Source organism: Polaromonas sp. (assembly GCF_036676035.1).
Classification (GTDB): domain Bacteria; phylum Pseudomonadota; class Gammaproteobacteria; order Burkholderiales; family Burkholderiaceae_C; genus Polaromonas.
This window is the reverse complement of record NZ_JAKFDR010000055.1, coordinates 25,367-37,543: the sequence shown is the minus strand read 5'-3', so window position 1 is coordinate 37,543 and position 12,177 is coordinate 25,367. Positions and strand designations below refer to the sequence as shown.

Below are 12,177 nucleotides of genomic sequence, written 5' to 3'. Positions count from 1 at the left end.
AAGCCCAAAAGCGCCGAATCCGTGATTTTAAGTTTTTACGGACCGGTTTTGCCCGCTGCAGCATCCGGCACGCCGTTTACCGGCCAAAAGGGCTTGCCCCGCATCAAAGGGCAATGCCGGTGCGCTCGAGGATGTCGTTGACCAGTTCCAGCCGGACCAGCGGATTATTCAGCTCCATCAGGCGCTGTTTGAGCTCCAGCGGCATCGGCAGCAGTTCGCACCAGCGGTTGGCCACCCAGCCGCAGTCGTCCAGCCGGTAGGGCGACAGCAGGGGCATCTGCGCAGCGGGCACGGCGCGCTCCTGCAGGCTTTTGATCAGCTTGCCCAATGCGTTGGCCGCACCCTGCAGGTCCTCGGGGACCGAGACTTTCAGATCGTCATCGAGTCGCGTCACGTCGGCGATCCACAGGCCGTGCCTGAGCTTCTCGCGGTTTGAAATCCGAAAGCGTTGTGCGCCGGTGCAGCGAATCACCATCAGGCCCGGCTGGGGCACTGAAAACTCGGTGATGGTGGCCAGCGTGCCCACGGCGTGGAAAGCCTCCTGGACAAAGCCGTCGCCGTCGGGCGCGTGGTGTTCGGGTTGGCGCACTTCGGAGCCCCGGGTCAGCGACACCACCCCAAAAGGCGCCCCGGTCTTGTGGCATTTGCCGATCATGTCGAGGTAGCGGACTTCAAAAATCCGCAAGGGCAGCAGGCCACCGGGGTACAGCACGGTGCCCAGCGGGAACAGCGGCAGGGAAGTCAGGGTCAGGGCTTCGGACATCGCGTCAGGCCTCAAATTGCAGTAAATATCATCATCCCACGATCCTGTTGCCCTTGTTGCCTTTGTTGTCCCTGTTTTCCCTTTGACCCGGTGTCAGTGCGACCTGCGGGATGGCCTTGCCGGGGGAACCTGCTTGGGGTGAATTCTTCAAGCAAAATTGCCCTTTGCCCTTGTCAAATGGGCATAAACAGCTATCAATTAGATAGCGAACTGGCGCAGTGGCGGAGTTGCCGTCTGGCTGGCCGCAGCCAGCGCGTCAAGCGACGGCGTCGGCTGGCTGCCGCAGCAGCATGGCCAGGGAGTTGGCCACGGTTTTGCGCAGCTCGCGGCGGTCGCAGATGAAGTCAACCGCGCCCTTGGTCTGCAGGAACTCGGCCCGCTGAAAACCTTCCGGCAGCGTCACGCGCACGGTCGATTCGATCACGCGGGGGCCGGCAAAACCGATCAGGGCCTTGGGCTCGGCGATCACCACGTCGCCCACAAACGCGAAGCCGGCACTCACACCACCCATGGTGGGGTCGGTCAGCACGCTCACGTAGGGCAGGCCTTTTTTGGCCAGGCGGGTCAGGGCGGCGTTGGTTTTGGCCATTTGCATCAGGCTCAGCAGGCCTTCCTGCATGCGCGCCCCGCCGGTGGCGGTAAAGCAGATGAAAGGCACTTTCTGCTCGATGGCGGCATGCACGCCGCGCACAAAGCGCTCGCCCACCACGCTACCCATGCTGCCGCCCATGAAGTCAAACTCAAAACAGGCGACGACCACGCCAATGCTGTGCACGGCGCCGCCCATGACGATCAGCGCATCGGTCTCGCCGGTGTTTTCCAGCGCTTCCTTCAGGCGTTCGGGGTATTTGCGGCTGTCCTTGAACTTGAGCGCATCGACGGGCAACACTTCCTGGCCCAGTTCATAGCGGCCTTCGGCATCCAGAAAAGCGTCGAGCCGGGCCCGTGCGCCAATGCGGTGATGGTGGCTGCACTGGGGGCAGACGTTCTGGTTTTTCTCCAGATCGGTCTTGTACAGCACGGCTTCGCAGCTGGGGCATTTGATCCACAGGCCCTCGGGGATGCTGCGACGCTCGGTCGGGTTGGTGGGCGTGATTTTGGGGGGGAGGAGTTTTTCTAACCAAGACATGGAGTCAGTCCTTGTTGACATGCCGTATGGCAGGTTTTTTTGCAGATGCAAAAAACCTCAGGCATTCACTAACATTCAATCAATATTAAAAGCGCACCGCCGGGGCCAGCCCGGTCGAAAGACACCATTATGCGCTGGGTTTTGGGCCTCAAATGTCAGTCTAAAGCAGTACGAATTTCTCTCAAGAAGGCCTGGGCCACCGGGGCGACCTGCTCCCGGGGCTGCTCGTCGATCAGCTGGATGATCTTGCTGCCAATCACCACGGCATCGGCCACCTTGCCGATGGCTTGGGCCGTAGCCGCATCGCGGATGCCAAAGCCCACGCCCACCGGCACGTCCACATGCTGGCGTATGCGCGGCAGCATGGCTTCCACCGCGCCTGTGTCCAGTGTGCCCGCACCGGTCACGCCCTTGAGCGAGACGTAATACACATAGCCACTGGCCACCTGGGCGACTTGCGCCATGCGGGTGTCGGTACTGGTGGGGGCCAGCAGGAAGATCAAATCCATGCCGTGCGCGCGCAGTTGGGCGGCAAAGTCCAGGCACTCTTCGGGCGGGTAGTCGACGATCAGCACGCCGTCCACGCCGGCCTGCGCGGCATCGCGGATGAAAGCATTTTTGCCATGCTTGATGTCGTAGCGCTCCACCGGGTTGGCGTAACCCATCAATACCACGGGCGTGCGCTGGTCCTGGCGGCGGAAGGTGCGCACCATCTCCAGGACCTGCAGCGTGCCTATCCCCAGGGCCAGCGCTTTTTCGCCGGCCTGCTGGATCACCGGGCCGTCGGCGCTGGGGTCGGAAAAAGGCACGCCCAGTTCGATCACGTCGGCGCCGCCGGCCACCATGGCGTGCATCAGTTCGGGTGTGATGTCGGCAAACGGAAAGCCCGCCGTCACATAGGGAATCAGGGCCTTGCGGCCTTGTGCTTTGAGCGCGGTGAAGGTGCTTGCGATACGGCTCATGACTGCGCTCCGCTGTCCTTGGCGGGCGTGCTGGCGCCCCCTTTAACCGAGAGGCCGCGCATGGACGGTCGGTCATAAAAATCAGCGCCGGACAAATCGGCCACCGTGCCAATGTCCTTGTCGCCGCGGCCCGACAGGTTGACCAGAATGCTCTGGTCGCTGCGCATGGTTTTGGCCAGCTTCATGGCACACGCCACGGCATGGCTGGACTCCAGCGCGGGGATGATGCCTTCGGTACGGCACAGGTAGTGAAAAGCCTCCAGCGCTTCGGTGTCGGTGATGCCGACATACTCGGCGCGACCAATGTCCTTCAAATAGGCATGCTCGGGGCCGACGCCGGGGTAATCGAGTCCGGCGCTGATGCTGTGCGTCTCGGTCACCTGGCCGTCTTCGTTTTGCAAGACATAGGTGCGGTTGCCATGCAGCACGCCGGGCAGGCCGCGCTGCAGCGAAGCCGAGTGCTTGCCGCTGTCCAGGCCCTCGCCGGCAGCTTCCACGCCAATCAGGCGCGTAGTTTCATACGGAATGTAAGGGTAAAAAATGCCCATGGCATTGCTGCCGCCGCCCACGCAGGCGATCACCGCGTCGGGTGCGGGCTTGCCAATGAACTCGGGCATTTGCGCAATGCATTCGGTGCCAATCACGCTCTGGAAGTCTCGCACCATCATGGGGTAGGGGTGCGGGCCGGCCACGGTGCCTATGATGTAGAAGGTGTTGTCCACGTTGGCAACCCAGTCGCGCATGGCTTCATTGAGCGCGTCTTTCAGGGTTTTGCTGCCGCTTTCCACCGGCACCACCGTCGCGCCCAGCAGATTCATGCGGTAGACGTTGGGGCTTTGGCGCTTGACATCCTCGCTGCCCATGTAGACCACGCATTCCAGGCCGTAGCGGGCGCAGATGGTGGCGGTCGCCACGCCGTGCTGGCCGGCGCCGGTTTCGGCAATCACGCGCGGCTTGCCCATGCGCCGGGCCAGCATGGCTTGGCCAATGGTGTTGTTGATCTTGTGCGCGCCGGTGTGGTTGAGGTCTTCGCGCTTCAAATAAATCTGCGCGCCGCCCTGCTCGCGGCTCATGCGCGCCGCGTGATAGATGGGGGAGGGGCGGCCCACAAAATGCGCCAGCTCGGAATGAAATTCGGCGAGGAATTGCGGGTCGTTCTGGTACTTCGCGTAGGCGTCTTTGAGTTCATTGACCGCGTGGGTCAGTGTCTCGGAAATGAAGCTGCCGCCGTAAATCCCGAAATGGCCTGTCGGGTCAGGTTGGTGATAGTCGTACATGGTGCTTTGCAAGTTGTTCGTCGGCAGCGCGAACGGCTGCGACAAATTGGTTGATTTTGTCGGCGCTCTTGATTCCTTTCGAAATCTCGACGCCTGAGCTCACATCAACGGCCAGCGTTTTACAGCGCGGCCTGACTTGCAAAATGCCATCGGTCACGTTTGCAGGCGTCAATCCACCAGACAAAACGAGGTGAGCGTTGACGCTTGGAGGAAGAAGTGACCAATTGAATGTTTTCCCGCCGCCGCCATAACCCTCGACATGGGCGTCGAGCAAAATGGCCTGGGCAGCCTTGAAGTCTTCCGCGTATTTTACGAGATCGAAGCGGGTACCGCCCGCTGCGGTTTTGTCGTCCAGCGGAATGCGCGCGGCACGCATGAAGGGCCGGCCCGCCCGGAGGCATTCCTGGAGCGTTTCGTCACCATGAAATTGCAGTAAAGCCGTTGGAATACGGGCGCAGGCAGCTATTATTTTTGTAGCGGGTGCATTGACGAACAACAGCACCGGCGTGACGAAGGGCGGCAAGCGGGCGGCCAGCTCGGCAGCGCGTTCCACCGTGATGTAGCGTGGGCTGGGCTCGTACATGACAAAGCCAACCGCATCGGCACCGGCGGTCACCGCCGCATCCACGTCCTCTTCGCGCGTGAGACCGCAGATCTTGATGCGGGTGTGCAGGGACGGAGAAAAGGTCATAAGCCAGCACCCGATGGAGGACGGCACAGGAGCTCTTCATTCCAGCAGGGGCCGCGGAACCGGCTTCGCCGGGCCGCAGGCGCAGCGGCCCCCTCGGGGGGCAGCGCATTACACGAAGTGAAAAGCGTGGGGGCAATCATGGCATCCAATCATAAGCCGCCGTGCGCGCGGGCAGGCCATAGCCCTCCTCGTAAAGCGGACCCAGAAAATACAGACCATCGGGCGAGAAGGTCGGTGCCGCGGCATCGCGGCTGCGGGCGGCTATCACCTGTGCCAACCAGGCCGGCGGGTGCTTGCCCTGGCCAATCGCGACCAGGCAGCCCATGATGTTGCGGATCATGTGGTGCAAAAAGGCATTGGCCTCGAATTCAAAGCGCCAGTACGCCGCGCGCTGGGAGATTTCAATCCGGTTGATGGTCTTGACCGGCGATTTGGCCTGGCATTGCGCGGCCCGAAACGAGCTGAAATCATGCTCGCCCAGCAGAAACGGGAGGGCCTGCCGCATGGCCGCACCGTCCAGCGGGCGATAGGCCCAGCCCACGCGGGCGGCCTCCACACTGGGGCGAACCTGCGATTCGAGCAGCACATAAGCGTAGCGCCGGGCGATGGCGCTGCCGCGCGAGTGAAACTCGTCCGGCACCTGCCGCGCCCACTGCACGGCGATGTCGGGCGGCAAAAACGTGTTGGTGCCACGCACCCAGGACGAGGTTTCGCGCTGCAGCGGGGTGTCAAAGTGCACCACCTGCATCAGCGCATGCACGCCGGCATCGGTGCGTCCGGCGCACATGGTGCGCACCGGCTGGGCGGCAAACCGGCTGAGCGCCAGCTCAACACGGTCTTGCACCGTGTTGCCGGACAGCTGGCTTTGCCAGCCTTCGTAGCCGCTGCCGTTGTAGCTGATGCCTAGCGCTATCCTCAATGCGTTCAGGCCGGGTTCACGACAGGGCGCTGACAAAGGCCTGTGCTTTGCCTTTGAGTGACCCACTGGCTTGCGCGAGAACCTCTTCGGCCAGCGAACGCGCACCATCCATGTCGCCAATGGCGCGGAACTCTTCAGCCAGCGCAAACTTGGTTTCTAGCGGGTCTTCCGTGCCTGCCGGGCTTGCGGGAAGCGCCGGACTTTCCGTCGCCGGACCATTCAGATCCAGCGACAGGGCGCCGAGATCGAACTCCAGCATGCCACTGTCAGCAGCTGCGGCAGGCGCAGCCGCCGGCTTGGCCGCGGCTGCCACCGGGGTTGGCTCCACCGTGAAGTTCAGGCCTTCGGCCGACGGTGCCTGATCCGGTGCAGGTGCCGGGGCTTGGGCCGTCGGCTGGGCTATCGCGGGGCTGCCGAAATCCATGTCCAGGCCCTCGAACATCGGGGCGGCAGGTGCGGCGGCAGGCGCTGCAGGCGCCACGGCGGCGGCAGGTGCTGCGCTGGCGACCTGCGTGGGCTCGGCCAGCGCTGGCGCTATGGCTTGCAGGGGATTGGGCATGGTGGCCAAAGGCTCTGGGGCTGCGGCTACAGGCGCCTCATCACCCACTGAAAAATCCAGGTCGAGATCGAAGTCCACGGCCGACGGGGCGGGGGCCGCCACCGGCTGGGTTATTTGCGTGGTGGCGCTAAATGCGGCCGCACCAGCCACTGCACCCTGGCCGGCCGCCGGATGGCCGCCGGGCTGGTACATCTGGTTGGCAGCGTCCAGTTCGCGCCCCATTTCGCTGATGTGGGCCCACTCGGGACCTTCTCCGTGGGTCAGGTTGAAGGCTTCAACCGCAACCACCTCAAACGCCTTGGCATCGCGGCGTTTGGCGTAAATCTCCATCAGCTTGGCATGGATGGCGACGCGCATCGGACTGGTGCGCATGGCTTCCTTGAGGATTTCCTCCGCCTGCAGGTCACGTCCGTAGGCGAGGTAAACATCTGCCTCAGCCACAGGATCGACGTCACCGGCCGCATCCAGCTGACTGGGCGAATACACCATGGAAGAGCCCGTGGCGGCATTGCCTTCGGCGGTGTCAATGCGCTGGCCGCCACTGGCGCCAAAGAACGAATCCGGCTGCAGGCGGCTTTCAAGGAAGGAGCTGTCCACCTGCGCCGTGCCGCGGCGCTGGCGGTAGCGGTAAAAACCAAAGCCGGCCAGCAGGGCCAGCAATCCACCAGCGGCCGGCAGGATCAGCGGGTTGTCGGTCAGTTCATCGAGCAGGCTGGGCTCGGGAGGGGGCACAGGCGCAAGCACGGCTTTCTTGACAGGCGCTGCCGGGGCGCTGGCTGCAGCGGCAACTGCTGGCTGGGGTGCCGCCATGGCAGATGCGCTGGCCGCGGCTGCTGCGGGATCTGCGGTTGCAACGGCGGCTGATGCCGGACTGGCCGCTGCTGTGGCGGTGGCCGCAGGTGCGACGGCCGCCGCCGGGGCGCTGGCCGGTGCTGCTGCCGTAGTGCTTGCCGTGGGGGGGCTGGCGACAGGGATGCTGGGGGCTGCTGCCGCAGGCACCGCGATGCCCGGCGTTTTGCCGGCAGGCGCTGTCGTGGCTGCGGTGCCTGGTGCGCTGCCCAGCTTGTTCAGGTCGCTGATGTTTTTGGACAGCTCGGCCACCCGTGCCGCGGCCTCCTTGGCCTGGCGTTCCTGGGCGATTTTTTCTTCGGCCGCGGCCTTGCCCTGGACGGCGCCCTTGGAGAGCGTCAGCTTGTCGGGTGTGGCCGGCGTCGGGGCACGGTCTTCAACCTTGGCTTGCACTTTGCCGCCGGCCTGCTGGCCAGCGCTGGCCACCTGAGTGGTCGGAGCGCTTTCAGCCAGCTTGCGCCGGAACTCATTGAAGTCTTTGCTTTGGGCCACGATGGTCCGGCTGGCTTCGCCGGGGGCGATGGCGTCGGCCTGTTCAGCCGTCGGAATATCGAGGACGGCACCCGATTTCATGCGGTTGATGTTGCCGCCTATGAAGGCATCGGGGTTGCTGCGCAGCAGGGCCACCAGCATCTGGTCCAGCGAGACGCTGGCAGGTTTGTTTTGTGCGGCGATCCTGCCGGCGGTGTCGCCAGCCTTGACGGTCACCTGCTGGCCAGAGCCGGGCGTTTTTTCAACCGGTGCAGGCCGGACTGCGGAGGGAGGGCTGGTCGGGTAAGACGGCTGGGCCGCCACGCGAGCCGGTGCAGGCGCCGCAGGCCGGGACACGATGGGCGCTGTTGGCGCCGCCATCGTGGCTGCGCTGCCTGCCTGTCGCATGCTGGGCGGGTCAAACAGCATGGTGTAGTCGCGAACAATGCTTCCGGAGGCCCATTTGGCTTCCACCACCAGGTCGACAAACGGCTCGGTCACCGGGCGATCGCTGCTCAGACGCAGGAAAGACCGGCCATCGGGCCGCCGCTGCAGGCTGATCTGGACGTTCGTTACCGTGGAGTTGTATTCAAGACCGGCGGCCTTGAAGGCATCGACCGAGGCAATGCTGGCCTTCAGGCTGGCCGCTTCACTGGCATTGATGTCAGGAATGTCGATTTCTGCGCGAAGCGGCTCACCCAGTGCGGATTGGACCGTGACACGCCCCAGGGCCAGCGCATGAGCCTCAAGACTGGCAAAGCCGCCCAGCAATGCGATGGCGCCTGCCAAGGCCCCCATCCGCCAACGGCTAGGATTTTTCATGGGTTTGGGTCCCTCGGATGCCTGGTCTGCATGTAACTTTATTCTGCGTGTGCGCACAAAAACCTCGAAGCAAATTTTCGAAAAACAACCATAACATCAAGGCATTAGCCTGACAAGCTAAGACAGCACTTAACTTTTGACGCCGGGGGTAAGCATCAACTTACAACTTGCAGTTGTTGTCCGATGACAACGGCATGTCACAAGCAGTTACAGACGCTTGTGCTTGGCAAGCGCCTGCCCGTTTGCAATTTTCAGGCCTGCAAAAGAATGCGCAGCATGCGGCGCAGCGGCTCGGCCGCGCCCCACAGCAACTGGTCACCCACCGTGAAGGCGCCCAGGTACTCAGGCCCCATGGCCAGTTTGCGGATACGGCCGACGGGAATGTTCATGGTGCCGGTGACGGTGACCGGGGTCAGGTCCTTGATGCTGGCCTCGCGCGTGTTGGGCACCACTTTGACCCAGGCGTTGTCGGCGGCGATCATGGCTTCAATATCCGCCACGGGCACGTCTTTTTTGAGCTTGAAGGTCAGGGCCTGGCTGTGGCAGCGCATGGCGCCAATGCGCACGCAGAAGCCGTCGACCGGGGTCTGTGCCGTGCCGAAGGCCGCGCCCTGTCCCAGGATCTTGTTGGTTTCGGCGCCGCCTTTCCATTCTTCCTTGCTCATGCCGTTGTCCAGATCCTTGTCGATCCAGGGGATGAGCGAGCCACCGAGCGGCACGCCGAAGTTGGCGGTTTCGCTGGCGCTCAGCGATTGCTGCCTGGACAGCACGCGGCGGTCGATTTCCAGGATGGCGGATTTCGGGTCGTCCAGCAGGGCCTTGACCTCGTGGTTGAGGGTGCCGAACTGGGTCAGCAGCTCGCGCATGTGCTGGGCGCCGCCACCCGAGGCGGCCTGGTAGGTCATGCTGGTCATCCATTCGACCAGGCCGGCTTTGTACAGCGCGCCCACGCCCATCAGCATGCAGCTGACCGTGCAGTTGCCGCCAATCCAGTTGTTGCCGCCTTTGGCCAGTGCGTTCTGGATGACGGGCAGGTTGACGGGGTCCAGGATGATGATGGCGTCGTCGTTCATGCGCAGGGTCGAGGCGGCATCAATCCAGTGGCCTTTCCAGCCCGCAGCCCGCAGCTTGGGGAATATTTCCGTGGTGTAGTCGCCGCCCTGGGCCGTGATGATGACGTCGCATTTCCTGAGCGCTTCGATATCGAAGGCGTTTTTGAGCGTGCTTTCGTTCTTCGCCTGGGCCGGGGCCTTGCCGCCAGCGTTGGAGGTCGAGAAAAACACCGGTTCGATCAGGTCGAAGTCGCCTTCGGCCTGCATGCGGTCGATCAGCACCGAGCCGACCATGCCGCGCCAGCCCACCAGTCCTACAAGATTGCCCGTCAGTTTCATTGCATTGCCCTTCAAAAAATAGGTTTTTTGAGCCGGCTCATCGAGCCTGCGGGCACGACGAACCGGGCTGCGTCAGCCTTTAATGGTTGTCGTTTTGGTGATCTGGGCAAAAACCGGCGCACCATGCTCCGCGCGCAGGGCGGCGGGGCAGTGGGAGAGGGCGGGGCTTTTACGCATGGTGCTTATTGTAACCAAGCTTGGGCACGCGCCGCGAAGGGCCGCCCCGAGCAAGCGACGGCCCCCTCGGGGGGCAGAGAGCTACACGGAGTGAGCGAACGTGGGGGCCTGTTTTTCCGCCGGGCCGCCCCAAGGAAAAATGCGCCCCCTCGGGGGGCAGAGAGCTACACGCAGTGAGCGAACGTGGGGGCCTGTTACTTCAAGGCCTTGACGACGGCGTCGCCCATCTGCACGGTGCCGACTTTCGTCGTGCCTTCGCTGTAGATGTCGGGCGTGCGCAGGCCCTGGCTGAGCACGGCATCCACGGCTTTTTCGATGCGCGCGGCGGCTTGCGGCTGGTTCAGGCTGAAGCGCAGCATCATCGCGGCGCTCAGGATGGTGGCCAGCGGATTGGCCACGCCTTTGCCGGCAATGTCGGGCGCGCTGCCGTGGCTGGGCTCATACAGGCCCTGGTTGTGGTCGTTCAGGCTGGCGGAGGGCAGCATGCCGATGCTGCCGGTCAGCATGGCGGCGGCATCGGACAGGATGTCGCCAAACATGTTGCCCGTCACCACCACGTCGAATTTCTTGGGGGCCTTGACCAGTTGCATGGCCGCGTTGTCCACGTACATGTGGTCCAGCGCCACGTCGGGGTATTGCTGGCCAATTTCGGTGACCACGTCTTTCCAGAGCTGGAAGGTTTCCAGCACATTGGCCTTGTCCACGCTGGTCACGCGCCCCTCTGTCCCTGAAGCTTTGCGTTTGCGGGCGGCCTGAAAAGCCACATGGGCAATGCGCTCGATCTCGGGGCGCGAGTAGCGCATGGTGTCGAATGCTTCCTCCGATCCCGGGAAGTGGCCGTCGGTGGCGATGCGGCGCCCGCGCGGCTGGCCGAAGTAGATATCGCCGGTCAGCTCGCGGATGATGAGGATGTCCAGGCCCGCCACCAGCTCGGGCTTGAGGCTGGAGGCGTGCGTCAGCTGCTCGTAGCAGATGGCCGGGCGGAAGTTGGCAAACAGGCCGAGGTTTTTGCGCAGGCCGAGAATGGCCTGCTCGGGGCGCAGGGGGCGGTCGAGCTTGTCGTATTTCCAGTCGCCCACGGCGCCAAACAGCACGGCATCGGCTTCCTTGGCCAGCTTGAGGGTGGACTCGGGCAGCGGGTGGCCATGCGCCTCGTAGGCGGCCCCTCCGACCAGTGCGCTTTCCATCTCGAACTTCAGGTCGAGGACTTTGAGGACCTTGACCGCTTCGGCCACGATTTCGGTGCCTATGCCGTCACCCGGGAGAACTGCAATTTTCATGGTTGCCCTTGCTTATGCTCTTGTTTTGATAGCTGTTTGTTCACTATCCATAAGGGATGGTGAACGATTTTGTTTGAAAAATTCAACGGACCAGGGTATGGGCCAGCCAGGGTTTTTGCGCCAGGCGCTCGGCTTCAAAGGCCTTGATCTTGTCGCTGTGGCGCAAGGTCAGGCCAATGTCATCGAGGCCGCCCAGCAGGCAGGACTTGCGGAAAGCCTGCACCTCAAATGGCAGCTCTTCGCCCTGGGGCTTGATGACGACCTGGCGCTCCAGGTCAATCGTGAGCGAGTAGCCGGGAAAGGCATGGCATTCGTCCATCAGCTGGCCGACCTGCGTTTCGCTCAGCACGATGGGCAGCAGGCCATTCTTGAAGCTGTTGTTGAAGAAGATGTCGGCGTAGCTGGGCGCAATGATGGCGCGAAAACCATACTGGTCCAGCGCCCAGGGCGCGTGCTCGCGCGACGAGCCGCAGCCGAAGTTCTTGCGCGCCAGCAGGATGGATGCGCCCTGGTAGCGCGGCTGGTTCAGCACGAAGTCCGGGTTCGGTTTGCGGCTGCTTGGGTCTTGCCCGGGAAAGCCGGCGTCCAGGTAGCGCCACTCGTCGAACAGATTCGGGCCGAAGCCGGTCTTGCGGATCGACTTGAGGAACTGCTTGGGAATGATGGCGTCGGTGTCGACGTTCTCGCGGTCCATCGGGGCCACGAGGCCTTTGTGTACGGTAAATGCTTTCATTATTTCTTCTTCGCTGCGTCTTCAATCACGGCACCGGCTTTTTGCACGTCCTGCCCCATGCCCTTGACGGTGTTGCAGGCGGTCAGGGCAAAGACAGAAGCAAGGGCCAACAAAACTGCGATTTTTTTCATGATGGTGTTTCTTGATTGAGCGG

At 63.1% G+C, this 12,177-nt stretch carries 11 protein-coding genes; all 11 read right to left on the bottom strand.

Annotated features, from left to right (window positions below; translation table 11 throughout):
- Window positions 1–103: 103 nt before the first annotated feature.
- Window positions 104–763 carry an LON peptidase substrate-binding domain-containing protein gene (locus V6M61_RS08550; protein ID WP_332776141.1) on the bottom strand — a complete coding sequence of 220 codons (660 nt, stop codon included), beginning with the start codon at window positions 761–763 and terminating at the stop codon, window positions 104–106.
- A gap of 256 nt (window positions 764–1,019) precedes the next feature.
- On the bottom strand, window positions 1,020–1,892 hold the full coding sequence (gene accD / locus V6M61_RS08545; protein WP_332776140.1) for an acetyl-CoA carboxylase, carboxyltransferase subunit beta: 873 nt from the start codon (window positions 1,890–1,892) through the stop codon (window positions 1,020–1,022).
- Window positions 1,893–2,047: 155 nt separating this feature from the next.
- The gene (gene trpA / locus V6M61_RS08540; protein ID WP_332776139.1) at window positions 2,048–2,854 is read right to left on the bottom strand and encodes a tryptophan synthase subunit alpha; all 807 of its coding nucleotides are present in this window, start codon (window positions 2,852–2,854) and stop codon (window positions 2,048–2,050) included.
- Window positions 2,851–4,131, bottom strand: coding sequence for a tryptophan synthase subunit beta (gene trpB, locus V6M61_RS08535; protein ID WP_332776138.1), 1,281 nt, complete (start codon window positions 4,129–4,131; stop codon window positions 2,851–2,853). The genes trpA and trpB overlap by 4 nt, the downstream gene beginning before the upstream one ends.
- The gene (locus V6M61_RS08530; RefSeq protein WP_332776137.1) at window positions 4,109–4,822 is read right to left on the bottom strand and encodes a phosphoribosylanthranilate isomerase; all 714 of its coding nucleotides are present in this window, start codon (window positions 4,820–4,822) and stop codon (window positions 4,109–4,111) included. Before V6M61_RS08530 ends, trpB begins: the two co-directional genes overlap by 23 nt.
- A 136-nt stretch (window positions 4,823–4,958) precedes the next feature.
- The gene (gene truA / locus V6M61_RS08525; RefSeq protein ID WP_332776136.1) at window positions 4,959–5,741 is read right to left on the bottom strand and encodes a tRNA pseudouridine(38-40) synthase TruA; all 783 of its coding nucleotides are present in this window, start codon (window positions 5,739–5,741) and stop codon (window positions 4,959–4,961) included.
- Between the two features lie 16 nt (window positions 5,742–5,757).
- A complete protein-coding gene (locus tag V6M61_RS08520; RefSeq protein WP_332776135.1) occupies window positions 5,758–8,442 on the bottom strand; it encodes a FimV/HubP family polar landmark protein in 2,685 nt (894 codons plus the stop codon).
- A gap of 251 nt (window positions 8,443–8,693) precedes the next feature.
- Window positions 8,694–9,833 carry an aspartate-semialdehyde dehydrogenase gene (gene asd, locus V6M61_RS08515; protein WP_332776134.1) on the bottom strand — a complete coding sequence of 380 codons (1,140 nt, stop codon included), beginning with the start codon at window positions 9,831–9,833 and terminating at the stop codon, window positions 8,694–8,696.
- A gap of 371 nt (window positions 9,834–10,204) precedes the next feature.
- Window positions 10,205–11,290 (bottom strand): 3-isopropylmalate dehydrogenase, encoded by a 1,086-nt coding sequence (leuB, locus tag V6M61_RS08510; RefSeq protein WP_332776133.1) that lies wholly within the window; start codon window positions 11,288–11,290, stop codon window positions 10,205–10,207.
- An 82-nt stretch (window positions 11,291–11,372) separates the two neighbouring features.
- Entirely contained in the window at window positions 11,373–12,023 is a 651-nt protein-coding gene (gene leuD / locus V6M61_RS08505; protein WP_332776132.1) for a 3-isopropylmalate dehydratase small subunit, read from the bottom strand.
- A complete protein-coding gene (locus V6M61_RS08500) occupies window positions 12,023–12,154 on the bottom strand; it encodes an entericidin A/B family lipoprotein (RefSeq protein ID WP_332698857.1) in 132 nt (43 codons plus the stop codon). Before V6M61_RS08500 ends, leuD begins: the two co-directional genes overlap by 1 nt.
- Window positions 12,155–12,177: the final 23 nt, after the last annotated feature.

What these genes read in the sequence shown, in the direction of transcription:
- V6M61_RS08550 (WP_332776141.1), bottom strand. Translation starts at nt 763, where the DNA reads ATGTCCGAAGCCCTGACCCTGACTTCCCTGCCGCTGTTCCCGCTGGGC.
- accD (WP_332776140.1), bottom strand. Translation starts at nt 1,892, where the DNA reads ATGTCTTGGTTAGAAAAACTCCTCCCCCCCAAAATCACGCCCACCAAC.
- trpA (WP_332776139.1), bottom strand. Translation starts at nt 2,854, where the DNA reads ATGAGCCGTATCGCAAGCACCTTCACCGCGCTCAAAGCACAAGGCCGC.
- trpB (WP_332776138.1), bottom strand. Translation starts at nt 4,131, where the DNA reads ATGTACGACTATCACCAACCTGACCCGACAGGCCATTTCGGGATTTAC.
- V6M61_RS08530 (WP_332776137.1), bottom strand. Translation starts at nt 4,822, where the DNA reads ATGACCTTTTCTCCGTCCCTGCACACCCGCATCAAGATCTGCGGTCTC.
- V6M61_RS08520 (WP_332776135.1), bottom strand. Translation starts at nt 8,442, where the DNA reads ATGAAAAATCCTAGCCGTTGGCGGATGGGGGCCTTGGCAGGCGCCATC.
- asd (WP_332776134.1), bottom strand. Translation starts at nt 9,833, where the DNA reads ATGAAACTGACGGGCAATCTTGTAGGACTGGTGGGCTGGCGCGGCATG.
- leuB (WP_332776133.1), bottom strand. Translation starts at nt 11,290, where the DNA reads ATGAAAATTGCAGTTCTCCCGGGTGACGGCATAGGCACCGAAATCGTG.
- leuD (WP_332776132.1), bottom strand. Translation starts at nt 12,023, where the DNA reads ATGAAAGCATTTACCGTACACAAAGGCCTCGTGGCCCCGATGGACCGC.
- V6M61_RS08500 (WP_332698857.1), bottom strand. Translation starts at nt 12,154, where the DNA reads ATGAAAAAAATCGCAGTTTTGTTGGCCCTTGCTTCTGTCTTTGCCCTG.